This is a genomic window from Ensifer sp. ENS10, from assembly GCF_014852025.1.
Lineage (GTDB): Bacteria > Pseudomonadota > Alphaproteobacteria > Rhizobiales > Rhizobiaceae > Ensifer.
Genome location: NZ_JACVAS010000008.1, coordinates 92,609 through 111,899 on the forward strand (window position 1 = coordinate 92,609; position 19,291 = coordinate 111,899).

33 protein-coding genes and 1 tRNA gene are annotated in these 19,291 nt (G+C 61.3%); 9 read left to right on the forward strand and 25 right to left on the reverse strand.

Going from position 1 to position 19,291, the window contains the following annotated elements; all coding sequences use genetic code 11:
• Positions 1-10: 10 nt before the first annotated feature.
• Together IB265_RS24780 and IB265_RS24785 are read right to left on the reverse strand one after the other, a co-directional pair.
• Complete coding sequence (locus IB265_RS24780; protein ID WP_192495240.1) at positions 11-496, reverse strand: hypothetical protein; 486 nt, start codon at positions 494-496, stop codon at positions 11-13.
• Position 497: 1 nt separating this feature from the next.
• Positions 498-923, reverse strand: a complete 426-nt coding sequence (locus IB265_RS24785) for a phage tail terminator-like protein (RefSeq protein ID WP_192495241.1) — start codon at positions 921-923, stop codon at positions 498-500.
• Between IB265_RS24785 and IB265_RS24790 the strand changes: the two genes are divergently transcribed.
• Positions 922-1,179 carry a hypothetical protein gene (locus IB265_RS24790; protein WP_192495242.1) on the forward strand — a complete coding sequence of 86 codons (258 nt, stop codon included), beginning with the start codon at positions 922-924 and terminating at the stop codon, positions 1,177-1,179. The genes IB265_RS24785 and IB265_RS24790 overlap by 2 nt on opposite strands.
• Here the strand turns inward: IB265_RS24790 and IB265_RS24795 are convergent.
• Together IB265_RS24795 and IB265_RS24800 are read right to left on the reverse strand one after the other, a co-directional pair.
• Positions 1,130-1,576, reverse strand: coding sequence for an HK97 gp10 family phage protein (locus IB265_RS24795; protein WP_192495243.1), 447 nt, complete (start codon positions 1,574-1,576; stop codon positions 1,130-1,132). The genes IB265_RS24790 and IB265_RS24795 overlap by 50 nt on opposite strands.
• Positions 1,576-2,613, reverse strand: coding sequence for a phage minor head protein (locus IB265_RS24800; protein ID WP_192495297.1), 1,038 nt, complete (start codon positions 2,611-2,613; stop codon positions 1,576-1,578). Before IB265_RS24800 ends, IB265_RS24795 begins: the two co-directional genes overlap by 1 nt.
• A gap of 162 nt (positions 2,614-2,775) precedes the next feature.
• Between IB265_RS24800 and IB265_RS24805 the strand changes: the two genes are divergently transcribed.
• Complete coding sequence (locus tag IB265_RS24805) at positions 2,776-3,078, forward strand: hypothetical protein (protein ID WP_192495244.1); 303 nt, start codon at positions 2,776-2,778, stop codon at positions 3,076-3,078.
• 100 nt (positions 3,079-3,178) lie between these two features.
• Here the strand turns inward: IB265_RS24805 and IB265_RS24810 are convergent, their stop codons facing one another.
• The 9 genes from IB265_RS24810 to IB265_RS24850 all read right to left on the reverse strand — a co-directional run bounded on the left by IB265_RS24810 (position 3,179) and on the right by IB265_RS24850 (position 9,910).
• Positions 3,179-3,532, reverse strand: coding sequence for a hypothetical protein (locus IB265_RS24810; protein WP_192495245.1), 354 nt, complete (start codon positions 3,530-3,532; stop codon positions 3,179-3,181).
• Complete coding sequence (locus tag IB265_RS24815; RefSeq protein WP_192495246.1) at positions 3,532-4,047, reverse strand: DnaT-like ssDNA-binding protein; 516 nt, start codon at positions 4,045-4,047, stop codon at positions 3,532-3,534. Before IB265_RS24815 ends, IB265_RS24810 begins: the two co-directional genes overlap by 1 nt.
• A gap of 16 nt (positions 4,048-4,063) precedes the next feature.
• Positions 4,064-4,288, reverse strand: a complete 225-nt coding sequence (locus tag IB265_RS24820) for a hypothetical protein (protein WP_192495247.1) — start codon at positions 4,286-4,288, stop codon at positions 4,064-4,066.
• On the reverse strand, positions 4,288-4,713 hold the full coding sequence (locus IB265_RS24825) for a hypothetical protein (protein WP_192495248.1): 426 nt from the start codon (positions 4,711-4,713) through the stop codon (positions 4,288-4,290). Before IB265_RS24825 ends, IB265_RS24820 begins: the two co-directional genes overlap by 1 nt.
• A gap of 59 nt (positions 4,714-4,772) precedes the next feature.
• The gene (locus tag IB265_RS24830; RefSeq protein ID WP_192495249.1) at positions 4,773-5,741 is read right to left on the reverse strand and encodes a major capsid protein; all 969 of its coding nucleotides are present in this window, start codon (positions 5,739-5,741) and stop codon (positions 4,773-4,775) included.
• A gap of 122 nt (positions 5,742-5,863) precedes the next feature.
• Positions 5,864-6,580 carry a hypothetical protein gene (locus IB265_RS36895; protein WP_246806031.1) on the reverse strand — a complete coding sequence of 239 codons (717 nt, stop codon included), beginning with the start codon at positions 6,578-6,580 and terminating at the stop codon, positions 5,864-5,866.
• Positions 6,581-6,628: 48 nt separating this feature from the next.
• Complete coding sequence (locus IB265_RS24840) at positions 6,629-7,984, reverse strand: DUF4055 domain-containing protein (RefSeq protein WP_192495250.1); 1,356 nt, start codon at positions 7,982-7,984, stop codon at positions 6,629-6,631.
• Positions 7,984-9,450, reverse strand: coding sequence for a phage terminase large subunit (gene terL / locus IB265_RS24845; RefSeq protein ID WP_210334581.1), 1,467 nt, complete (start codon positions 9,448-9,450; stop codon positions 7,984-7,986). Before terL ends, IB265_RS24840 begins: the two co-directional genes overlap by 1 nt.
• Positions 9,395-9,910: a DUF2280 domain-containing protein gene (locus IB265_RS24850; RefSeq protein ID WP_192495251.1), complete on the reverse strand. Its 516-nt coding sequence runs from the start codon at positions 9,908-9,910 to the stop codon at positions 9,395-9,397. The genes terL and IB265_RS24850 overlap by 56 nt, the downstream gene beginning before the upstream one ends.
• 23 nt (positions 9,911-9,933) lie before the next feature.
• Here IB265_RS24850 and IB265_RS24855 point away from each other — a divergent pair, with 23 nt between their 5' ends.
• Positions 9,934-10,158 (forward strand): hypothetical protein, encoded by a 225-nt coding sequence (locus IB265_RS24855; RefSeq protein ID WP_057252489.1) that lies wholly within the window; start codon positions 9,934-9,936, stop codon positions 10,156-10,158.
• Here the strand turns inward: IB265_RS24855 and IB265_RS24860 are convergent.
• Positions 10,155-10,721, reverse strand: a complete 567-nt coding sequence (locus tag IB265_RS24860; RefSeq protein WP_309140459.1) for a putative metallopeptidase — start codon at positions 10,719-10,721, stop codon at positions 10,155-10,157. The two genes, IB265_RS24855 and IB265_RS24860, sit on opposite strands and share 4 nt — an antisense overlap.
• 126 nt (positions 10,722-10,847) lie before the next feature.
• Between IB265_RS24860 and IB265_RS24865 the strand changes: the two genes are divergently transcribed.
• Positions 10,848-11,084 carry a hypothetical protein gene (locus IB265_RS24865; RefSeq protein ID WP_192495253.1) on the forward strand — a complete coding sequence of 79 codons (237 nt, stop codon included), beginning with the start codon at positions 10,848-10,850 and terminating at the stop codon, positions 11,082-11,084.
• A 453-nt stretch (positions 11,085-11,537) separates the two neighbouring features.
• On the opposite strand, the gene IB265_RS24870 is transcribed toward IB265_RS24865, so the two are convergent.
• Positions 11,538-11,615 (reverse strand) — tRNA-Met (locus IB265_RS24870).
• 400 nt (positions 11,616-12,015) lie between these two features.
• On the opposite strand from IB265_RS24870, the gene IB265_RS24875 reads away from it, so the two are divergent.
• Complete coding sequence (locus IB265_RS24875; protein WP_192495254.1) at positions 12,016-12,306, forward strand: hypothetical protein; 291 nt, start codon at positions 12,016-12,018, stop codon at positions 12,304-12,306.
• Positions 12,307-12,473: 167 nt separating this feature from the next.
• Positions 12,474-12,707 carry a hypothetical protein gene (locus tag IB265_RS24880; RefSeq protein ID WP_192495255.1) on the forward strand — a complete coding sequence of 78 codons (234 nt, stop codon included), beginning with the start codon at positions 12,474-12,476 and terminating at the stop codon, positions 12,705-12,707.
• 132 nt (positions 12,708-12,839) lie between these two features.
• Here IB265_RS24880 and IB265_RS24885 read toward each other — a convergent pair whose 3' ends face one another.
• From IB265_RS24885 to IB265_RS24905, 5 genes are read right to left on the reverse strand one after another with little or no spacing between them, the layout of a single operon-like run.
• Complete coding sequence (locus IB265_RS24885; protein WP_192495256.1) at positions 12,840-13,430, reverse strand: transcription termination/antitermination protein NusG; 591 nt, start codon at positions 13,428-13,430, stop codon at positions 12,840-12,842.
• A complete protein-coding gene (locus tag IB265_RS24890; protein WP_192495257.1) occupies positions 13,427-13,741 on the reverse strand; it encodes a helix-turn-helix domain-containing protein in 315 nt (104 codons plus the stop codon). The genes IB265_RS24885 and IB265_RS24890 overlap by 4 nt, the downstream gene beginning before the upstream one ends.
• Positions 13,731-14,384 (reverse strand): hypothetical protein, encoded by a 654-nt coding sequence (locus tag IB265_RS24895; protein WP_246806032.1) that lies wholly within the window; start codon positions 14,382-14,384, stop codon positions 13,731-13,733. Before IB265_RS24895 ends, IB265_RS24890 begins: the two co-directional genes overlap by 11 nt.
• Positions 14,296-14,940, reverse strand: coding sequence for a hypothetical protein (locus IB265_RS36900; RefSeq protein ID WP_246806033.1), 645 nt, complete (start codon positions 14,938-14,940; stop codon positions 14,296-14,298). The genes IB265_RS24895 and IB265_RS36900 overlap by 89 nt, the downstream gene beginning before the upstream one ends.
• 23 nt (positions 14,941-14,963) lie before the next feature.
• Positions 14,964-15,335, reverse strand: coding sequence for a DUF1064 domain-containing protein (locus IB265_RS24905; RefSeq protein WP_192495258.1), 372 nt, complete (start codon positions 15,333-15,335; stop codon positions 14,964-14,966).
• A gap of 140 nt (positions 15,336-15,475) precedes the next feature.
• Between IB265_RS24905 and IB265_RS24910 the strand changes: the two genes are divergently transcribed.
• A complete protein-coding gene (locus tag IB265_RS24910; protein ID WP_057252503.1) occupies positions 15,476-15,778 on the forward strand; it encodes a DUF982 domain-containing protein in 303 nt (100 codons plus the stop codon).
• 74 nt (positions 15,779-15,852) lie between these two features.
• Here the strand turns inward: IB265_RS24910 and IB265_RS24915 are convergent, their stop codons facing one another.
• Entirely contained in the window at positions 15,853-17,103 is a 1,251-nt protein-coding gene (locus IB265_RS24915; RefSeq protein WP_192495259.1) for a site-specific DNA-methyltransferase, read from the reverse strand.
• 95 nt (positions 17,104-17,198) lie between these two features.
• Between IB265_RS24915 and IB265_RS24920 the strand changes: the two genes are divergently transcribed.
• Together IB265_RS24920 and IB265_RS24925 are read left to right on the forward strand one after the other, a co-directional pair.
• On the forward strand, positions 17,199-17,381 hold the full coding sequence (locus tag IB265_RS24920) for a hypothetical protein (RefSeq protein ID WP_082615953.1): 183 nt from the start codon (positions 17,199-17,201) through the stop codon (positions 17,379-17,381).
• Positions 17,382-17,468: 87 nt separating this feature from the next.
• On the forward strand, positions 17,469-17,702 hold the full coding sequence (locus IB265_RS24925) for a DUF982 domain-containing protein (protein WP_192495260.1): 234 nt from the start codon (positions 17,469-17,471) through the stop codon (positions 17,700-17,702).
• 20 nt (positions 17,703-17,722) lie between these two features.
• Here the strand turns inward: IB265_RS24925 and IB265_RS24930 are convergent, their stop codons facing one another.
• The 4 genes from IB265_RS24930 to IB265_RS24945 are packed head-to-tail and all read right to left on the reverse strand — an operon-like array spanning position 17,723 to position 19,240.
• Complete coding sequence (locus IB265_RS24930) at positions 17,723-17,923, reverse strand: hypothetical protein (protein ID WP_113738030.1); 201 nt, start codon at positions 17,921-17,923, stop codon at positions 17,723-17,725.
• Entirely contained in the window at positions 17,920-18,585 is a 666-nt protein-coding gene (locus tag IB265_RS24935) for an HNH endonuclease (RefSeq protein WP_192495261.1), read from the reverse strand. The genes IB265_RS24930 and IB265_RS24935 overlap by 4 nt, the downstream gene beginning before the upstream one ends.
• On the reverse strand, positions 18,582-18,860 hold the full coding sequence (locus IB265_RS24940; RefSeq protein WP_192495262.1) for a hypothetical protein: 279 nt from the start codon (positions 18,858-18,860) through the stop codon (positions 18,582-18,584). The genes IB265_RS24935 and IB265_RS24940 overlap by 4 nt, the downstream gene beginning before the upstream one ends.
• Positions 18,857-19,240: a hypothetical protein gene (locus IB265_RS24945; RefSeq protein ID WP_192495263.1), complete on the reverse strand. Its 384-nt coding sequence runs from the start codon at positions 19,238-19,240 to the stop codon at positions 18,857-18,859. Before IB265_RS24945 ends, IB265_RS24940 begins: the two co-directional genes overlap by 4 nt.
• Positions 19,241-19,291 lie beyond the last annotated feature (51 nt).

A 19,291-nucleotide genomic window follows, 5' to 3' on the forward strand; every position in this document is an offset into this window, starting at 1 on the left:
CACCTTCAGATTACGGGATGGTGGTCGGGTTAACGCGGATCGGCAGCTGGTTGAGGCCGATAGTGAAGCGTTCGAGCTCGAAGTCGTCGGAGCCGCCGCCCGGGTAGAGCGGGCCGGAAACAACGCCCCGGCTGTAGAAGATCGTGTTCGTCTTGCCGGCGCCGCCGTCGTTGCGCTCGATCTTGATGGCCATGTTGTCGAGGTTGAGCGGGTCGCCAAAGGTGCGCAGGATAATCTGGCCGGCGTCGTCGAAAACGGAAGCGACTTCGATCTGCGGGTCGCCCGCATTGGCGGTGCCCTTCTGTTTCTGGGTAACCGGCTCGTCGAGCGTGTTGTAGCTGTTCATTGTGCTGTCGGCGCCGAAATCACCGACGTTGCCGACCTTCCCGACCTGCACCCAGGTCAGCGCCACATAAGCGGACTGTATGAGATCGGTATTCTGGGCGAGCGAGCAAACATAGACCTTGCTGCCCTTCTTCGTTGCCTTGTTTGCCATGTCAGTTCTCCGGTTCGAAGGCGTGGTAGGGAATGGAGACAGGGATCTGCACCCGGTCATCCTCTTGGAGTGGGCCAGCCGCCCAGGGCTCGCTGCTGATCGTGATCCTCACGCCAGATGCGAAGAGGGTCTGGTTCTTAAAGTGGTCGATGACCTGATCGACGACTTCGAGCGCGTCGATGATGCCCTGCCCGACCGGCCAGACGACCGAGACTTGCAGAAGGCCTCGTTTCTGCTGAGGATCATCGCCCATGGTGATCTGGCGTGTCCGGTTGGGCATGAAGGAGAGACGCAGATACTTTGCCGGCATCGGCTGCCCCGCGGCCGGAAAGACGACATTCGGGCCGGCTATCGGCAAGACCTGCGGAATGGCCCGCAACCGATCGGTCAGCGCCTTGAAGATGATTGCGTCGGTACCAACAGCCATGTATCGCTTGCCTATGTCCGAAAAGCCGCCTCTCAGCGACGATGAAGTCTATGAGCGCATCCATGCCGCGCTGCTGGCGTTGGGACGCGGCGACGGCGCGACAGTGCGAGGCGACACCACATTCAAAGCGGCGCGCAAGGCGCTGACCGTGCTGCAGCTTGGCTTATTGGTTTCCATTGAGAAGGGAACGGCGGAGAACGCCGCGATCAAAGTCCCAGGCGAGCCTTCAATTCTGCCGCCTTCCGATCAACAATGATCGGCCAGTTCTGTGCGGCCATACGAACGAAGCCGTCGGCGGGCTGGCCGTTTGATCCATATTCGCGATGGCCGGCATATGCCGCCGTGTAGCCAAAGTAGAGCGTGTCGCCGATGTCGGCGCCTGCAATCACCGCCTCTACCTGCGCGAAGTCGGGACTGTATGCCCTGCCCTCAGTTGGCTTGGACGAGGCATTGATCGCCGGCATCGATGTCGACGAAGCAAGCAGGGAGGCGCGCAGAAAGCCGGTATCAACGCGCATCCGTCCGCCATGCCCGGCGGGCTTCTGCATATCCTCGACGACCTCTTGCGTGGCCTCTTTGAACACGGCCTCGACTGCGCCCTCAACCTTGTCTGCCCATTGCGCGACCGCCGCGCTGAATGAGAGCGTCGCCATCAGACGGCCTCGGCACGGAAACGACGCGCGACGGCGCCGATGTAGTCGATCTTATACTCCACCCTGCAACGGCAGCCCGAAATCTCGCTGACCGGCGCGCGCGGGTCGCCCGGGTAGCGCAGAAGCGCGCCAGACGGGCTTTGAAACACCTCGTCGATGCCGACCGAAGCGCCGTTCAAGACGCGGTGCGTGTGGCGGACGCGTTTGTCACCGGCGTCTCGCCATGTCTTGGTCACGTCCTGCGCTTGGACTTTACCGCCTTCAATCTGCTGGCGGATCGCTTCATCGCGGGCCGAGCCGAGCGCCATCATCGTTTCGGTGCGCGCCAACATCTCGCCGCGGAGAAGCAGGTTCTTGTCGCGCAGCCTACCGATGACCTTCAAGAGCGCGTCGCCGGTAATCGGCTTCCCCTCCCGCATGGCGGCCGCAATCGTACGATCGAACCGCTTATCGCGGGTCTTGAGCTCGAAGTACTGCTTCATCAACTCCGGGTCGCCGGAAGCGAGATTGGCACGCGCCCGCTCGATGAACGCGATTTGGTGGCGGGTAAGGCCGATCACCCCGCCCTCGCGCTGCTTGCTCGCCCTGTTGACGCGGCCGACGACGTCGAGCGCCGTCGATCGTGGGTTCGCACCTCTGGCGAGGCCCGCTTCCAGCGCCTGGCGGATGCCCTGTCGCTGATCGTCGGTGATGTGTGTGACCATCGTCGACGACAACTCGCGCAGGATCGCCTCGGCAGCCGGGTTGCGAACACCGAAGCGCCAGATAACACGGTTGCCTTGCGGGTCGGTCACCTTCGGCAGTTCTGCGACGGCGTTCGTGCCGCCAGCGTTGAAAGCCTCTTGCAAAGCGATTTCGAGAGCCGAGAAGGCTTCCGGTTCGATCTGCATAGCCTCGATCGCTCCGCTGATGTCGCCACGCTCAAGCCGTTCGATGACGCGAGCCAGGACGATGTTTGAACGGATCTCGTCGAAGGCCTCACGGAACGCGGTAGCAAGCCTCGGCTCGAAGGTGGCCAGGATCGTGTCAAAGTTCATCATGCGGAGCGCACTAAACGAGGTTGCCGACGATCCGAATAGCCGACAGAGGGGCTGTCGACCGGAATAGAAAGGATTTCCATGGGGGCTCCTAAGCTCGGGTCGACTCGACTCTTGGTTGAGTGTCTGCTTAAATAAGGTTGGCAACCAGGGAGCGAGTAAATGATTGATCTCAATCCAGTCAGCGTAAGTAAGGACTATGTCACCAAACTCGGGGGCACCAATCTGTATTTAGATCACGCGCTCGAGGAAGCGCTTCGTGATCTCGTTGCCTTACACGGTCACGAATACCTTGATAAATTCCAGAGTAGGATAGCCGAGACCTTGACGAAGCACTTGCGGGGTGACGGGCTTCCAGTTGATGCGTCGGCAAGCGTAAGATCGCTGATCGTCAGCGAGAGCGCGCCCTTTATCGAGTTTGGGGAAACCGCCATAACTAACGTAGTTAGCCGCGTTCGCGGCTAGCGCTGTCAGCGATACAGCCGCCAGTTTTAAAATCACACGCATTTATGAGCGCGTCCGGTGCACGTCTGCGTTACCCCCGCCCGACGGGGAACTGCATGCGTCATGCTCTCGCTTGGCAGATGTGAACGACTGATGTTTGAGAGTCGTAGACGTTCGGGTCGGTGCGAATTATCTGGTACGTGATGCCATTCGCCGTGACGGTATCACCGACTGTGGGAGTGATCGGCAAGCCGACCGAACTGATATAAATCTGGACATCTCCTGCCAAAATCACCGTTCCGTCGATGTAGCGGGCCTCGTATGCCATAGGGACCAGCGTTGCCGGGTATGGCGTAGACACCGGCTCGCCGCCGAGGACGGGATCGGGCGGGGTCACGCGCGTGACGACGCCTACCTGGCCGAACTCCTCGATGAGCTCGTGCGCCATGGCCTGCATTTCGGTGTAGAACGTCATCAGAAACGATCCAGCGTGAACGTGCCGCCCTTCCTGGTATCGGGCGTGAGAATGCAGCGAAGCGCGTCCTCAACCGCCGTCAGCACCGGGCGCAGGCTTTCAAGGGTGATCGATACGCCCTCTTCCGGGCTGAAGAACTCGCGCTCGATGTTCCCGACCTTCTGCCTCTTGACGGACCTGCCGAGAGTGAGCGTCGGCGTAGAGGAGCCGGGGGTCACCAACTCGGCGAGCCCGAGCGCATAAGTTGCCGTCTCGACCTCGGGCGGTGTTTCGTTTTCCGGGATCGGTTCATCGGCGCAGTGGTCGACGGCGCCCACACGCGGCCATGCCCGCTCCTGCGTGCGGGTTGCCTTCTTGCCGGGGAAGCGCGGGCCGTAGATGCCGTCCAAAGCTTCCGAGGCTCTGAGGAGCGCCGCCTCGCGCTGCGGGTCGGTGCCCGTGCCGGCATTCCACGCCATGTTGCCACGTGCTTCATGATAGGCCTGTGCGCCAGCCAGGGTGCCGTAGAACGCCATCAATCAGTTCCCTAATCTAAGCCTGAGGAGCGGTCGCCCGTGCCAAGGCGTCACCCGCCGTCATGCCGGCTACAACTTCCACACGGGCGCACATCGGGCAGATTTCGCCGTCCGGGCATTTCGCCCAGTCGCCACGGCAAATGATAATGGTGTCTCCTGCCTGGGCAGCTTCAAGCGCCGCCCAAACAGCCTCTTCTCGATCGTCGTAGAGGTCGACGTCGATGTTCTCGTGATCGGGCATTACTTGTTGCGCTCCTCGCGAGCCAGGTCGCGCAGCGCAGCTAGATCTTCGATGCCATCGTTCACGTCGAACTCAACCTGCATCGCTTCGAGGTCGGCAGAGATCTGGCGACGGGTCAGACCATTTGTGGCCGTTTCTTCCTGGGTGGCTTCGGCGAACTTCGCATTGAGCGTTTCGAGATCCCAGCCGTTGAACGGGCGCTTGCCGAACACTTTGAGGTATCGGGCGCGAGCGCTGCTGAGGTGGTCGCCGTCAGCGGGCTTGGAGCCGCGGTGCTTGCTGCTTTCGCCGTCCTCGGCAGTTTCTTCCTGCCGCGCCGGGTCAAACCGCGCGTCCAGGATCTTGTAACCGGAGGCCAGCAGCTCGCGCTTGCGCTCGATCGTGACTGGGTGTGGCTCATAAACGACTTCACGTTGTTTGGTCATGTCTCTGTTCCTCAACGGAGAATGGAGACGAGGCGGGTCAAAGCCCGCCCCGCTTCAGTTTACTTGGTCGCGTCGCCGATGGTGATGACGCCAGCAGTGTGCTTGATGTCGGTCGCGACCTTGTCCCAGTTCGAGCCGGTGGCGAGTTCCGCGTCGGTCGGCGACTTGCCGCCGTTGCCCTCGTCCCAGGTGTAGCCCTTGAGGCCGAGGCCGAACGAATAGTCGACCTGCAGCGTGGTCTCGATGCGGGTCTGGCCGTTCTTCGTCTCGATGTTCGAGATGATGTCGCGGCTGTCCGAGACGGTGGCAGCGTTGGTCACCAGCGAGAGCACCTTGAGCTTGTTGGGCGTGCCTGCCTCGTACAAAGCCGGCGCATCGGTGACGATGACCATCTTGCCGAGGATGTCGACGACGCGAACGTTGGCAGCCTGGAAAAGCTGCTGCGCGTTGGCGAGGTTGAGACCGATCAGCTTGTGATAGGCCGTGCCGTTCATCACCTGGGCGACGAGGTTGCCGGAGTGGTCGCCGAACTTCGCGTGGGCGTCGTTCATGGTCACGTAGCTGACGCCGGCGGTGGCCGATACGTCATTCGTGGCGCCGGCCTGATTGCTGATGGCAGCTACGAGAGCCGAAACAGCGGTGTTGAGCTGGTCCCGAAGCAGCGCCTCGGCGAAGTTGCGGGACGCAACCTCGATGCCTTCGGCGGTCGGCTTGTCCAGCCAGGTCATTTGCGACGGCTCGTAGCGAACCGGGCCGAAGCCGCCGGCGACCTTGACCGACGAATGCTTGAGCTGCGTCAGGTCGGTGGCCGAAGCGCTGGCCTGTGCAGCGTACCGATCGACGCGACGCTGCGCCGAGTGAATGGCGGCGTAGAACGATTCCTGAAGGAAGTCGCCTTCGAAACCCTCCGTGGTCAGGCGGATAGCGCCGCCGGAAGCCGCGTTGAACTTTTCGACCATCTGCGCGAGCGTCTCGATGGTGGCGGGCATGAAGTACTTATTGAAGACCTGCATCTGCGCGAGAGACATGGCCTGATCCTTTCTGTTTCCGTGATTTTGGTTGAGAGGTGGATGCGGGCATTGCCCAGATGCCCGTCACCTCGTTGAGATCACGGGTTTGCGCCGGAGTGGCGCGGATTGGTCAGGAGAGGCTAAGCCTCAAGCTCCGGGAACTTCGCCGCGATTGCCGCGGTGCGTGCCTTGGTATCACCGCCGAAATCGCCCTTGGTCGTCTGCTGCTGATGGCCGCCGTCGTTACCCTTGGCATTGTCACCCTTGGCAGGAGCGACGAAGGATTTGCCCTCGTCGCCGGCCGCCCAGCGCTTCACCGCTTCTGCGATGCCCATCGGGCCGAGGCCGATATCCATCGAGGCGTCGTCGGTGTCCATGGCGACACGCGGCTCCAGGAGCGCGCGAGCGGCCTTGACGAACGACGGATTGGTGATGCCCGAGGCAGAGAGCGCGTCGGTGAGTTCGGCGTTGATCTTGGCCTTCTTGCCCTTGGTGACCTCGCCTTCGAACTTGCCCTTCCAGTCGTCGCGCTCGCCCTCAAGGGTCTTGCGCAGTTCGACGAGCTGGCGCTGGTGCGCGGCGTCGTCAGTCTTGCCGTCCTTGAGCTTTTTCCACGTTTCCGCGTCGAAATCGTCGGGGGCTGCCTTTTTCTTCGCGTCGGCGAGCTCGCCCTTGACGGTGGCGAGGTCGGTCTTGGTACGCTCGTAGGCATTGGCGAGGGGAAGAACGTCGCGGTGGCCGCGGACGCTGTCGGCGTCGGTATCAAGATGGAACTTGCCATCGGAATGCGCGACATAAATGGGCTTCAGGGCCTCGTCGACGTTGTCGAGCGAGTCCAGAACGAGTTTCAGGGCCATTGGCCTTATCTCCTGTGGGTGGTGGTTATGGCCGGGTTCCGGCCTGAGCTAGACGAGAGCTGCGCGCTGCTCGTCTTCGGTGCCCTCGGGATCGATGAGGGCGTATTCTTCGTCCGCGTCACGCTCTGGCGAGAAGATCCCGCCAGCCTGGCCGCGTTCGTAGAAGGTTTCCCAGGACATGCCGCCCTGGGTGTAGACGGTGAATAGCTGCGCGAAGTCTGCCGCCGACATGGTGCTGTCGAGCAGATCCTTGGGTGGCGTAACGACGATGTCGCTGTCATCGAGCCCCTTCATTCGCGCCGCTGCCTTCAAGCCACGCTCGAGCAATGCGGCCGAGACTTGCGATATGCTCTGAAGGTTGGCGGTCTCGCTGGCGAACCTGAGCCGCCGAGCCTCGCCGCTCTCTTGCGTCGACTTCTCCTGCTCAAACATCCGCGCGCCTGCCATCACTGCGGCTTCGACCTGCTTCTCGATCGCGGCTTCGTGAGCCTCGATACCGGAGCACGTCGGGGAAACGTATTTCAGGTCCGGGGTCACGGTATCGTTGCCCATCATCTGGTGCACGACGCCGGCGCCGACAGTCTTCGGGGCTTCGCCGTTTATCGCGACAAGGGTCTCCTGTCCGGACATGAACAGCTGCCATCGCCAGTCAGCTGAAAGCTGGTAGGCATTGATGATGGCGTTCGCGATGCCGATCAGCGGCGGCGTCTCAATGGCAGAAACGACATCTCGGGCATTGCCAACATAGAACGGAACGAAGTCGAGACGCTGGCCGCCGAGGGCAACCGGGCCGGTGACCGTGACCGTATCCAGGCTCTCGCCCTCGTAGACCGTCGAGACATAGAGGCCGTCGACGAGTTCAAGAACGCGGAATTTCGGGTTGTCCTTCCATTCGAAGCCGGAACGCTTCTTGCCGCTCTCGTCCAGTACAAAGAAATCGCGGTCCCAATTGATGATGCTATCGCCGGCGTAGCCGGCAAGGAATGGCTCGCCACCTTCCATCGGCGCAGTCGTCAGCACGCCATAACGGCCGAGCCACAGTAGATATCGGGTAATCCGGCGATGGAAAGCCTCAAGGCTCATCCCCTCTCCGTCCGCATTCTCCCAGATCGACGACAGGGCATCGGGGATGGTGATCTGTGTTTCCTTGGCGTGAATGATGCCAATCATGGCCGCGACCGACGGCGCGAGCAGTTCCGGCACGATCGCGCGCAGCTTGTAGGCCTTGTTGTATGCTTCTTCCCCGCCATCGGGCATAGACTTGAACCCCGAAGGCATCGGCAGGTAGCGAATACCAGCATGCTTAACCGAGCGCTGGCCCCGCATCGTGTCCCGCATCAGGCACCAGTCGGCGACCCGATCGGGCGTGATGTCCGGGTGCGTGGTCTTCACATCATCTTGCATCAGAAAAGCCCCTGGACCGCCGTTGTAGTGCTGCTTGGCTGACGCTTCGTCGTCAGTTCGGTGAACGCGCGAGAGGCCGCGTCGATCTGGTCTTTCCATTTCCCGGTCGGGAAGCTCTCTGCTTCGGTCAGGAACGCCTCATTCCACGCCCCCTGCAAAAGGAAGACGTTCCCCGCCTCGGCTTGCGCCGCGAGCGGAAGAGCACGTGTTTCCTTGTCCCCCGTCTCAGGGCTGGCGTGGTAGTCATGCCCGACGAGGACGTGACGCAGCATGTGCTGCGCTTGTGCCTTACCCGCTTGCCCTGGGTCCTGCGGGATCGAGCCACGCACTTGGCCGTGCTCTGCCCTGTCTTGATCGGCGGTGTTGCGGAGGAGCTTCTCCACCGCCATCGGTCCGACTTGCTCCCGCACCATGTTGGCGATGATGAACCGCCCGTCCGGCGCCAGCGCCATCAAGCAGCCGGCCGTGGCTGCAGCCTCCTCGTCTTCTGTCGCCGCCAAGTCCCAACCGCGGACGAAACGGCATCCGGTCGGAAGCGCCTTCACCGTGCCGAACCATGACCGCTTGAAGAGGCCGCCGCCACGCGGGACCGGCCGCTGCTGCAACTGGCCGGCAGAGGCATAGCTTCCAAGCGTGCGTTCGAGCAGATCAACCTGCTCCTTCGGGAAGCGCTCCGGAAAGAGCAGTTCCCCGGCCTTCGTTCGCGGGTCCGCGAAATAGGGCGTCACGCATCGCCGTTCAGGCTCAAACCGCATCGGAAGCATGAGATGGACGTACGGCAGTCCCTTCGAGAGGATCAGCCCGGACGTATCCCGCTCGTGTAGCCGCTGCATAATGACGACGATCGCCGATTCGTCGTTGTTGACGCGCGTTGGCAGCGCTTCAAGGAACGTGCGCTCCGCGGCGAGCAATTCGGCATCACTATTCGCATCGTCAGCCGACAGCGGGTCATCGAGGATCACTCGATCGCCGCGAGAGCCGGTCATGCTCTGGAAGGCCATCGCCTCGCGAAAGCCGGTCCGATCGTTCTCGAACTTCGTCTTGGCGTTCTGGTCGGTGGTCAGGGCGATCGGCCAACGATCCTGATACCATTCCGACTGAATGAGCCGGCGGCATTTCAGGTTGTCGCGGATCGCTAGATCCTGCTTATGCGCCGTCGAGAGGAAGCGCTTTTCAGGCTGACCGAGCGGACCCCACTCCCATGCCGGCCAAATAACGCCAGTGAGAAGCGACTTCATCGTGCCAGGCGGCACGTTCATGAGGAGGAGTTTAACTTCCCCTCGGCTGACTGCTTCCAGGTGGGCGCAGATCGCGTCCAGCGCCCAACCCCATTTCAGCGGGGTTGCCGGCTCAAGGATATGCCACGCCCGTCTGGCGAACTCGGCGAGTGACCGCGCGCAGGCCCTCCGCTCAATCTCCCTTTCGATTTCTGTCAGCGGCGGTAGCGAGAGTTCGATACGCTTCAAGCTCTTCGTCCGTCATTGTGGCAAGGTCGAAGGATGCCGGCTTCGGGCTCATGCTCCCATCGCTTGAGGTGTGATCGTGCTTTTGGCGATTGGTGTAGCTGTCGCCCACCTCTTTCGCGGCCTGCTCAAGCAGGTCGGCGGCCAACACCATGTTGCCCTGGGTCTCTGCCTTGTCTGCCATGCGCTGAAGAGCGCGCAGACGAACGGCGCGATGGCTGATCGCGATCGAGGCTGTATCCTCAAGGAAGGTCTTGCGGGTCTCTTCGAACAGCACGCGCCACTTGGGCGCCAGGCCGGAAGCTGCTTTCTTGTTCGGGTCGTGGCTCTCGACCAGTTGCCGGCTCACATCGAGGCCGTATTCCTTCTTGACTGCCGCAGATACCACTGAAGGGCTATCGAAACACGCCAGGGCCTGCACGATGTAAGTTTTGACCTCATCGGAGAGTTTCGCTTTCGCCATGGCTGTGTCAAAGTCCCGTCAAAATGACCATTGAAGCAGACCACCAGCATCGAAGGTACATCGTCCGCTACCCGGACGGCATGACTGCTGAAGAGGGCCACGCCCTGCTAGAACAGGCACGAGATGATCTCGCGCCTAACCTCACCCTGATAGCTGCCGACGACGGCGCCACGATCGAGGGCGAAACCTGGCACGTCCTGTCGGTCTGCTTGGCCCTGCCGCTGTTCGAGGTGAACGAGATACTCTAGGCGACCCTAAGCTGGCAGGTGCCGCATGCATGTGCGATCTGCACTCTGGCGATCTCGGGCTTCTGGTTGGCTGCATCGACCATGGCACGGACGCCGGCAGCATCTGCCCCATAGCGTCTGACCACTCCGACGAACTCTTCGACATCGTGCCCACGGATCACGAAGACCGGGCGCCCGGTCGACTTACTGAACTTCGGGGCGCCGAATGCATCGACGTCCTGGGCGGCGTGATAGAGCTCGTGCTCGATCAGAGCGCAGGCTTGCGCATCACTGGCCGATACCCAGAAGTTGGCATCAATGGTGATGATGAAGTCGGGGACCAAGCCGAACCAACCGAGGACCTGCGCCTCTGCCCTGGCCCGAGCCCACTTGCCCATCATGCCGGCAGGCCGCCCCATCTCGGCTTGGCCGATGACGGTTCGGCCCCTCTTCGAGTTGCTCACTGAGGTCCACAGCATGCCGATCGACGCCGGGATGAGGTGAGCGTGATCCGGGTTGAACATGTCACCGTCTGGATCGATGAACGTGTCTCTGGCCCAGGCTTCGAGTTCAGGAGCGGCCACGAAGGCGCATCCACTGAAATCTTCAAAGAATGACTGTGGAGGCTGCGGTCTCATCAGCGCAAGCACCTTGCTGACGCCATCCCTGTTTGAGTACGATCAACGGAATTCAATCGGAGATCGTCCAGCATGGCTATACCGTTCCTACCCAACTCCCTCATCGAGATTGCGTCGAATGGCGGCGGGCTCGATATCGACTGCTCGGAGAGAATTCTCCTCCCCGAAACAATGATCGCAATCGCTAGGGCCGCGGCAGCCAGTGGCAAGAAGCCGACGATCACCTTCCGCAACATGACGATTATGATGCCGGATGTAGCTTCGAGAATTGCTGCTGCTGGCCAAGGCTGCGTGGTTTTCGTCATCTGATCCTTTCCGCCTCTACCCCTCCTGAAGGCACAAGTTGAGACATCGGGGGCAAAGAGATGGACGGTTTGCTTCAGTTTCTTGGAGATATCTTGGGCAATCTGGTGTCGGGCAATCGCTCGAAATCGAAAGCTATGCGCTGGACTGAACGCACGGTTATCGCCTTCGTAACGATGCTCATCGCACTCGTGTTGTATAGGATGTACCTCGAACCGGCGTGAAGTTGATGGTTGTGGAGGCTTGCAGACCTCCGCCTCTCGTTTGCGCCCCGAGAGCTTTCAGCGGGCTTGGGTGCTCCTGGTGCCTCGACATGCGGTTGGCTTCCCGCTTGTCTTCCTTCCGGCTACGCAGCCTAACCGGCGAACGGCTTCTGGTGGGCGGGCCCCGAACCTATTTCGCTGTCGCTGCGGCAGCGGCCGGGCTCTCCGGCGTGTTCGTTACGGGCCCTCTGGGATTTGGTTGCGGAGACAGGATTCGAACCTGCGACCTCCAGCTTATGAGGCTGGCGAGCTACCGGGCTGCTCTACTCCGACGTGAGCTTTATGTTAGCAACTGAAAGAGGAGCGATGGTGAACTGAGGAAACAGCCAGCTACGAGGCCCACAAAACCCAACGCCAACGCTCCGACTATCCCGTGGCTCTCCCAACCATAGTAGGCGCCTATGGCAGTCGCCGCCGTCATGATCGATACTGACCACGCGACCTTAAGGGCCGATACTGGCCGACCGCTAATTGGGGGCTTGTCTTCAGTCATCGCGGCCTCTGCTTTACGTCTACCTGAAAATTGTAATTGAACGGCGTTTAACAGTCCCCCCCGGACGAACAAAATATCGTAGACGGCAGTTATGGGATGGCCGCGCTCGGCCAACTTGAGGTTAACCGCGCCTAAGCGCCTTCGTGGTAAGGGCATTGATCTCAACCGCGAGTACATAGTCATGAGCGAGCCCGACGTGTCACAGATGCAAGAGCGGTTTCCCCGCCTCAAAACTGTTGCAGCAGCAATAGGCCTCGCGGGATTTGGCCCCGCAACTATGTATGGAGTGATCGAAGCATTGATTGCCGGTGAAATCCGACATCGAGGCTCGGTAATCGCGTCTGCCCAGGACGATGTTTTCGAATTCTACTTGCTCATGCTCCTGGGCGGCGGCGTCGCTTTGTATCTCACCGCGCTGAGCCTCTTGTTTCTATTCCTGCTTTTCAGAGGGCGCGCATCCCGTCGCGCGTGATTTGTGACCAGACACCTCTCCGGCGGGAGGCAAAGGTCGCCATTGGCGCGGCGCTGGATCTCCCTATGCGATTGATGACCCCGCATCTGGGGACAGAAATACGGCGCACTTGCGCGATTCAGAAGAACAACGGCTCTTTAGTCGTCTGCTCAACCATGGAGACGCAGATGACGAAAAAGAGGAACTGGCAAGCGCATCGAGACGAGTTCCAACGGGAGCGGGACAAATTCGCTGAACTGCTCCGCCATATGGACGAATACAAGATCCGGCACTACCGATCAGTGATGGGTGATCCGGCAGACGAAATCACTGATGAGATACGCGCAGATTACAAGCGCGCGATGGAGAGCTATGAGATGCTCATCGGGGTCGTCGACGAGCAGATTGCCTTAGGGCGCTGACCATTCTGAAATTTCGGCAATATGCGGCTATGGCGGGAGGCGGTGACGTCCTCCCTAAGGCCCGGCGAGTGTTCCCTCTAATCGAGGTCCGCAATCAGAACAGCCTGCAAATCACCAATGATTGCAGGCACACTAAGCGACTTTGTCGATTAGTTCAAGCGGAAGATCGACGTGAACGAGGCCGCCGAGCATCTCGACCACAGCTTTGACCGTGTTTCGGCCTGTGACGTCGAGAACGGTGGCCAGCATCCCACCAACCAGGCGATGTTCTGGCGCGATCCGGATGGTGACGTCCTTCGGGAACTCGTCCTGCAACTGCTTGCGGCTACGCTTCTTCCGGGCGTCGCGCTCGCGCTGCAGGGCCGATCCAGCCATGTCTTCGGCTTGGCGAATGCTCGCGACCTCGAAGTCTGAGATACGCAGCGGGTAGCCGGCAACGCCGAGGATCGCCGTCACACCGTCAACGCGGGATAGGCGGTAAAAGTCCCCTGTCGGCAGGTACACGAACGAGTATCCGACAATCATGGCGAACCGGCGCTCGATCAGTTCCCTGGTCCGGTGGTGTTTGATGTCCTTCCGGAACGACGGCATATAGATTTCGATGTCGGCGTCACGGAGGTTCCGCTCGATGATGAATTCGCCCTTGCGGTCCTCGGCCTCGCCGATCCGCGGCGTTGCCGGCCGCTGGGTTCCGGGACGGGTCTTGATTGCGTACCAGCTCATTGGGCGTTCTCCATTTCGATCTTGTTCAAAGCGTAGGCGACGGTCGTGTGGTCACGGGAGAAGACGCGGGCGATGGCGTGCAGCGACATCCGTCTTTGCTCGCGAAGCTCCCACATGATCCGGTGACGGTGCGCTGTGACGCTCCGGCGCTGAGTCGGGCCCAGCATGACCTTGGACGGGATCCGGAGCTCGAGGCTACGAAGCCGGACATAGTCTGTGGGCGTCAGGTGGCCGAGCGTGCGCAGCTGGTGGACGCGGTATGCGATCACATGATCGTTGGCGTCTGGGCGGGAGCGAGGCTTATGCTGCATGGCTGGCCTCGTCATCGGTCCGCGCCTCCGCGACCTCCGCTTCGATCTTGCGGCGGAATGCCATCTGATCGGCGCCGATCTCCCACCAGTCGGGCAGTTCCTGGATCTTGGCCCAGTACTCGGCCTTCTCCGGCGACATGGGCTCGTGAACGACGACGCCTCGCTCCCTCGCCCTGGCCTGCTCGTGGTCCTGGCGGAACTGGGCCAGCCGGGCGCGAACGCGGGCCATGACCTCCGGCGAGCGGTCGACCTCTGGAGCGACACCCTTCATCGCCGACGCGATCTCGCGCTTGCGGGCAAGATCCTCGCGGGCCGCCCTCGCCTCCTGCTTCGCCAGCGCGGCGAGGATCGGCGGCTTCGGGATCATGCCGAGCAAGATATCCGGGTTGCCGGCGTAGTCGCCCTTAATGAGCTTCTGGGTCGCGATCGTCAGACCGCAACTCGGCACGCCGTCGAGGGCGTAACCGTAGATCACGTCAAACTTCTGGGGGTCGATACCCTGGGGCAGGCTCATGCCAGCGCTCTGCATGACGCCGAGGCTGCGAACGATGGCATCAGCGCGAGCCGGTGCCAGTCGCTCGGTGAGCGTGGTAATCTCCCGGTTCAAGGTCGAAAGCTGGGCCGGTGCTGGCAAATTCGTCATGGCCTGGATTCCCGTTCAGTTTCTGCTGGATGGCTTCTCGAAACTCCCGCTGATGGCGGGCATTCTCGGTTTCTCGCGGGGGCGCTTGAGCTTGGGCTCGCGGCTTCGCCACGTTCCGCATCCAGTTGCGCCAGGTGGCCTCCCAATCGAGCTTGGCGGCGTCCTTGCCGCTCTTGCCGACCCAGAAGTCGCGGAACTTGTCGGCCTCGAAACGGATCGTTGCTTCGGAGTGGCCCTGATCGATAGCCCACTGGCCCCATGCTGCCGGGAGAGCCCAGCCAGCCGGCAAACGCGTCCCGCGTTTGTTTTCCGAGCGAAGCGAGGATGGGGTGGGGTTAATTTCTTTAGGGGGTGTGGGGGACCTTTCTTTATCAGGGGTGGGGTTGTCCCCGGACGGTCCCGTGACTGTCCCGTCCTTGTCCCGTGACTGTCCCGCCCGCTGACGGCGTTTGCGGTCGCGCTCGACCTGCCGACGGCGCTCGATTTCAGCGTCTTTGCCCTCGATCGCCTCGACGGCGAGCGCTATTGCCTCCGGCGGTGCACCGGCTTCAGCCATCTTTCGGATCAGTTCGGCAATGCTCACTTGACCACCTCGACTTCCAAGCCGTGGCAGGCTTTCATGAGCTTCTGCTTGATGCGGAATACGGGCGTGACCATGCCCTTCACATCGATGACGCGGCGGCGCTTCATGGCGACGTCCCAAAAGACGAAATCGGCCCGGTAGGTGCAGACCAGCACGCCGTTGATCGTCAGCGCATAGGAGCGCTGCATTTCCACGTCTTCGACCTCGCCCGCCCGCTGGCGGAGCTTCAGGCTGGCGTAGTATGCGGCCTCGGCTTTGCTATCGAAGCAGATGCCGTCGAGAAGCGTGCGCTGGGCCTTGTACTTGTTCCCGCGCTTCGATTTGGCGATCGCGGCCTGGTACTGGGCGGCGGACAAACGCTCGTTCATGCCGCACCTCCGAAGAAGTGTTTTTGTGCAAGTCGCTGCGTCATCCTCTTGAACTCGCGCAGCCGCGAAAATAAATCTTCAGCGGGCGCTGACGAACAGCGCTTTCCTTGTTGAAAACCAACGAATTCAGTGAGGTAGAAATGCACCCGAAGATGTTTGACCGGCCAGTTTACCTGCGTGAAAGGAAGGATCTGGTCCTCGAAATCACCAACCTCGACGACGCGATCGATTTCCTTGAGGAATGGTCCAAAGGGGATCGCGATATCATTCACGACGCGACCCTGAAGACTTGCTACCTGGCACATGACGGCCACAAGCCAGTCCAGGTGGCGCGTGACGCTCTCCGCTCCTTCGCGAAGAAGAAGGGCATACTTGTCAAGGCTCCCGCGGTCCTGCCGTGGATGATTAAAGCCAAGCCGGGCGGCGGTCGAATCTCCCCGTAGACTGACATTCGATAGTGAGAGGCTGCGCTCGCGGCCTCTCTTGTCATAGCCTGATGCTGGGTATGGAAGCTTGATCATGCCGCGTCCTTTCGCTCTGCGCCTTCGATGCGCCGGACGGCGATGTCCGCGTATTCGGGATTGAGTTCGATCAGGATGCTGCGAAGGCCGAGCTGCTCGGCGACAAGGCCGACCGTGCCGGCGCCACCGAACGGATCGAAGACGGTACCGGGCACGCGATCGAAGGTTTCGCAGATCGGACCGCAGCCGTGGTCAACGCCACAGCAACCGCAAACGGTCTTCGGGGTGCCTGCCTTGATGCAGCGCTCGGCGAGCGCCGGCGGGAACGTGGCGAAATGAGCTTCGCGGAAAGCCTTCGGCGCGATGGTCCAGACGTTGCGCGCGTTGCGGGTCTCGGTGAGATCCGATGTGCTGTCGCGGAAAGACTGCTTCGACTTTCGGTATGGGTCGCCTTCATCCGCGATCTTGTAGGTGGATGAGGTTCTGCCGGACCGATTGATCGTGCCATGTGCCCCGGGCTCAACGTCCCATCCACCGGGGACTTTTAACTTCCTCGAGACGGGCACCCGATCGACGTTCTGCCTACTGTTCGGTCCAGGCTTCCGCGCATGCGAGCCGCCGGTCACCGGCTCACGGATCGCCTCGTGTTCGTAGAAATACTCCTCGCCTTTCGTGAGCAAGAAGACCTTCTCGTGCGCCGTCGTCGGGCGATCGTAGACGCTTTCCGGCATCGGGTTGGGCTTGTGCCAGATGATCTCTGAGCGAACCCACCAGCCCGCCTCTTGGAGGGCAATCGCCAACCGGTTCGGGATCATGCAGAGGTCTTTGGGTTTCAGGTAGCCGCCAGCGACGATGGCACCAGGTGAACTGACACCAGCAGCGCGGCGATGAAATTTGCCTCGAACACCTCTGTCGCCGTGACGGTCGGCCTGGTAGATCGGGCCCACGGTCGAGAACGGCTTGTCCCGGAAAGTACGGTCGTCAGAACCCTCGGCTTTATAGGCTTCTGCGCTCTTCCCGTTCGGAGCTGCTGCGTAGCAGTCGCCGTAGTTGAGCCAAAGCGTGCCTTGCGGTTTCAAGATCCGCCAGACCTCGGCAAACACTTCGACCATCACGGCGAGGTGCTGGCCGAGTGTCGGCTCAAGGCCGATCTGGCCTTCGACGCCATAGTCGCGCAGGCCCCAGTAAGGCGGGCTGGTGACGACACAGTCGACCGAGCCCGAAGGCATGGCGCGCATAACGTCGAGGCAATCGCCAACATGGATAGTGCAGCGCCCGTGGAGGATGGAGCGGGTTTCGAAGCTCATGCCTCACCTCCCCGCTCACGGCGAGCAGCGAACGGATCGAGCTTTTGGAACAAACACCACTTGGTCGCGGTTGCACCACCAAATAGGAGGCGAGCATGCCCAAGACCCCAATTCCGCAGCCACCGGATCCGGTATTCCCGCCGGACCTGCCGCCGGATGTTCCACCAGATCTGCCGGAGCCCCCGATCGAGGAGCCAGAGCCCGACGTCGGTCCGGACGAAGCGCCCGCCATCACCCCCGTCCCCGGCGCGATAATTCCGCCGAAGATGGGAGATTGAGCTTGCCGTAGTGCTACCCAGCACCGCCCCATTGGAACAGTTCTCTCTAATATACGTTTGTGGGAAGCCTGACCCACGGAGGACACCATGGCCAGCATCTGGGATGCAAACGTCGAGTTGAAGATAGACGATCGTTTTCACGTCATCAGGAACGCCCGAGAGGCGGTCGCATTCCTGATGAAATCCTGGCCCGAGACGAAGAGCGAGAGTTACGCAACAGCTCGAAAGATCTGCCTGGATGCAGCCAATGGAGAAGTCCCAAGCACGGAAGCCAGGGCGGCATTCGAAGCTGCCGCGAAAGAAGCCGGCCTCCTGCGATAGGCCCGAGGTGAGGAACTTAATCATGCTGCCTGCCCTCGCCGCTCAAGCGCCTTCAGGTACGCGGCCTTGATCTCATCGAACCGGGCGATGTCGTACTCCTTGGTGGCGATCTCGTTTTCGGGGCGTGGCTTCTTAGAGCCGTGGCCGTGGTCTTCGAGCCAGGTCATAGCGCTGGCGATGCGGCGGTCGAGCCAAGCGATCATTTCGGCGGGGTCGGTCATTCCGCCTCCTGACGATTTCGGCGGAGTTCGGCTGCCTTGTGATCGACGCGCGCAAGCGTCATCAGGACAGGCTTCAGTTCATCGGGCGCCGTGTCGTAGGCCATGACGCGGGTCGCGCGACCGCCGTTCAATCGTGGCAAGACCCCGCGAGGGATCATGAGCCAGTTCGACGGATCGGTATTCAGCCTGTCTCCGTCAACGCACTTCAGGCACATGCCTGCTGGAAGCGGACCGTTGATCTGCTCCCAAAGATGAAGATGCTTCAGGACATAGCGGCGCTCGTACCCAGTGTGCGGATTTTGCTCGTCAACGCTGATCTCGACGTAACCGTCCTTGCTGACGCGCTCGTGGCCGAGGAATTTGGTGTTGTGCGGCAGACCGCCGACCTTGAACTGAGTTCGGCGCGCGTTCGGGTGTCGGCCACCCTTCCCAGGCGGGCACGGCTTACCCTTGTTGACGGGGACCTGGCCCTTCACAAAGCAGCCGGTCCGACCCGTCTTCCAACCCTTGCCCTTGCGCAGCGCGTGAAGGTTTCCCGCGGAGACGTCATCGCGCTGAAACATCGCGGAGAACTCGCGGTGATAGTCGCCGATCGGCAGGGTACGGTTGGCTTCGAGCCATTCCATCTCTGCGACGCTGTAGCTGATCCACTTGCCCTTCATTTCTCGGTACCGTCCGTGATGGCCTTGCCGTCGAGGGTTTCGGGCTGGCGGAAAATCGTCGGGAGCATCGGCTTGAAGCGGTCGCCGTGGTTCGCGACCAAGGTCGCGGCCTTGAGAGACAGGTCGGAGTTGCGGATAAGCTGCTCGCTAACGGCAACGATTGCGTCGGTGCGCTTCACCTCGGTTTCGATCTGCTCGGCGGTCATGCTTTCGTCGCTCAAACGCTCGAGCTGCGAAAACAGGTGGTTGTTCAAGTCGATCAGCCGGTTTTTCATGACAGCGCCTTTGGGTTCTCTTTGAGAGTTACGATCCATGCGAGGACGAGCGCGGCTTCTTTGCCGGGCTTGTCTTTGAGCCTCTCCTCGATTTCCGAAGCGGCGTAGAACAGGGCGTCGTCGCGCGTTTGGGCGAACCTTCCCCACTTGGGGCCGACCCGATAACCACCGCCGAAGTTGTCGCAGTGAAAGCTGGCCGACCACATCCACAGGCCGTCCGTGTGCTGGTGCAACTCGATCTTGGCACGGTCCCATGCCAGTCGCGGGTGCCTGAGCCGGTAAACGGCGTCCGGATCACCTTGGATAACGCCTCCATGGGGCTCGACTGGCTTCCGGATCGCCGGACTGCGCAGCGTGTCGAACAGGCTAAGCTGCTGCATCACTGGTCACTCCCGTCCGTAAGTTCCGGGCAGATCCATTCCGCGAGAGAG

Excerpts from the sequence above, each read along its gene's own strand:
- IB265_RS24880 (WP_192495255.1), top strand. The coding sequence starts at position 12,474 with ATGACGAAAAAGAGGAACTGGCAAGCGCATCGAGACGAGTTCCAACGG.
- IB265_RS24925 (WP_192495260.1), top strand. The coding sequence starts at position 17,469 with ATGGCCAGCATCTGGGATGCAAACGTCGAGTTGAAGATAGACGATCGT.
- IB265_RS36900 (WP_246806033.1), bottom strand. The coding sequence starts at position 14,940 with ATGGCTGAAGCCGGTGCACCGCCGGAGGCAATAGCGCTCGCCGTCGAG.
- IB265_RS24810 (WP_192495245.1), bottom strand. The coding sequence starts at position 3,532 with ATGACGTTCTACACCGAAATGCAGGCCATGGCGCACGAGCTCATCGAG.
- IB265_RS24790 (WP_192495242.1), top strand. The coding sequence starts at position 922 with ATGTATCGCTTGCCTATGTCCGAAAAGCCGCCTCTCAGCGACGATGAA.
- IB265_RS24855 (WP_057252489.1), top strand. The coding sequence starts at position 9,934 with ATGACCATTGAAGCAGACCACCAGCATCGAAGGTACATCGTCCGCTAC.
- IB265_RS24885 (WP_192495256.1), bottom strand. The coding sequence starts at position 13,430 with ATGAGCTGGTACGCAATCAAGACCCGTCCCGGAACCCAGCGGCCGGCA.
- IB265_RS36895 (WP_246806031.1), bottom strand. The coding sequence starts at position 6,580 with ATGGCCCTGAAACTCGTTCTGGACTCGCTCGACAACGTCGACGAGGCC.
- IB265_RS24875 (WP_192495254.1), top strand. The coding sequence starts at position 12,016 with ATGAGCGAGCCCGACGTGTCACAGATGCAAGAGCGGTTTCCCCGCCTC.
- IB265_RS24815 (WP_192495246.1), bottom strand. The coding sequence starts at position 4,047 with ATGGCGTTCTACGGCACCCTGGCTGGCGCACAGGCCTATCATGAAGCA.
- IB265_RS24820 (WP_192495247.1), bottom strand. The coding sequence starts at position 4,288 with ATGCCCGATCACGAGAACATCGACGTCGACCTCTACGACGATCGAGAA.
- IB265_RS24785 (WP_192495241.1), bottom strand. The coding sequence starts at position 923 with ATGGCTGTTGGTACCGACGCAATCATCTTCAAGGCGCTGACCGATCGG.
- IB265_RS24800 (WP_192495297.1), bottom strand. The coding sequence starts at position 2,613 with ATGAACTTTGACACGATCCTGGCCACCTTCGAGCCGAGGCTTGCTACC.
- IB265_RS24910 (WP_057252503.1), top strand. The coding sequence starts at position 15,476 with ATGCACCCGAAGATGTTTGACCGGCCAGTTTACCTGCGTGAAAGGAAG.
- IB265_RS24920 (WP_082615953.1), top strand. The coding sequence starts at position 17,199 with ATGCCCAAGACCCCAATTCCGCAGCCACCGGATCCGGTATTCCCGCCG.
- IB265_RS24830 (WP_192495249.1), bottom strand. The coding sequence starts at position 5,741 with ATGTCTCTCGCGCAGATGCAGGTCTTCAATAAGTACTTCATGCCCGCC.
- IB265_RS24905 (WP_192495258.1), bottom strand. The coding sequence starts at position 15,335 with ATGAACGAGCGTTTGTCCGCCGCCCAGTACCAGGCCGCGATCGCCAAA.
- IB265_RS24780 (WP_192495240.1), bottom strand. The coding sequence starts at position 496 with ATGGCAAACAAGGCAACGAAGAAGGGCAGCAAGGTCTATGTTTGCTCG.
- IB265_RS24895 (WP_246806032.1), bottom strand. The coding sequence starts at position 14,384 with ATGACGAATTTGCCAGCACCGGCCCAGCTTTCGACCTTGAACCGGGAG.
- IB265_RS24825 (WP_192495248.1), bottom strand. The coding sequence starts at position 4,713 with ATGACCAAACAACGTGAAGTCGTTTATGAGCCACACCCAGTCACGATC.
- IB265_RS24850 (WP_192495251.1), bottom strand. The coding sequence starts at position 9,910 with ATGGCGAAAGCGAAACTCTCCGATGAGGTCAAAACTTACATCGTGCAG.
- IB265_RS24935 (WP_192495261.1), bottom strand. The coding sequence starts at position 18,585 with ATGAAGGGCAAGTGGATCAGCTACAGCGTCGCAGAGATGGAATGGCTC.
- IB265_RS24930 (WP_113738030.1), bottom strand. The coding sequence starts at position 17,923 with ATGACCGACCCCGCCGAAATGATCGCTTGGCTCGACCGCCGCATCGCC.
- IB265_RS24945 (WP_192495263.1), bottom strand. The coding sequence starts at position 19,240 with ATGCAGCAGCTTAGCCTGTTCGACACGCTGCGCAGTCCGGCGATCCGG.
- IB265_RS24865 (WP_192495253.1), top strand. The coding sequence starts at position 10,848 with ATGGCTATACCGTTCCTACCCAACTCCCTCATCGAGATTGCGTCGAAT.
- IB265_RS24795 (WP_192495243.1), bottom strand. The coding sequence starts at position 1,576 with ATGGCGACGCTCTCATTCAGCGCGGCGGTCGCGCAATGGGCAGACAAG.
- IB265_RS24805 (WP_192495244.1), top strand. The coding sequence starts at position 2,776 with ATGATTGATCTCAATCCAGTCAGCGTAAGTAAGGACTATGTCACCAAA.
- IB265_RS24840 (WP_192495250.1), bottom strand. The coding sequence starts at position 7,984 with ATGCAAGATGATGTGAAGACCACGCACCCGGACATCACGCCCGATCGG.
- IB265_RS24940 (WP_192495262.1), bottom strand. The coding sequence starts at position 18,860 with ATGAAAAACCGGCTGATCGACTTGAACAACCACCTGTTTTCGCAGCTC.
- IB265_RS24890 (WP_192495257.1), bottom strand. The coding sequence starts at position 13,741 with ATGCAGCATAAGCCTCGCTCCCGCCCAGACGCCAACGATCATGTGATC.
- IB265_RS24915 (WP_192495259.1), bottom strand. The coding sequence starts at position 17,103 with ATGAGCTTCGAAACCCGCTCCATCCTCCACGGGCGCTGCACTATCCAT.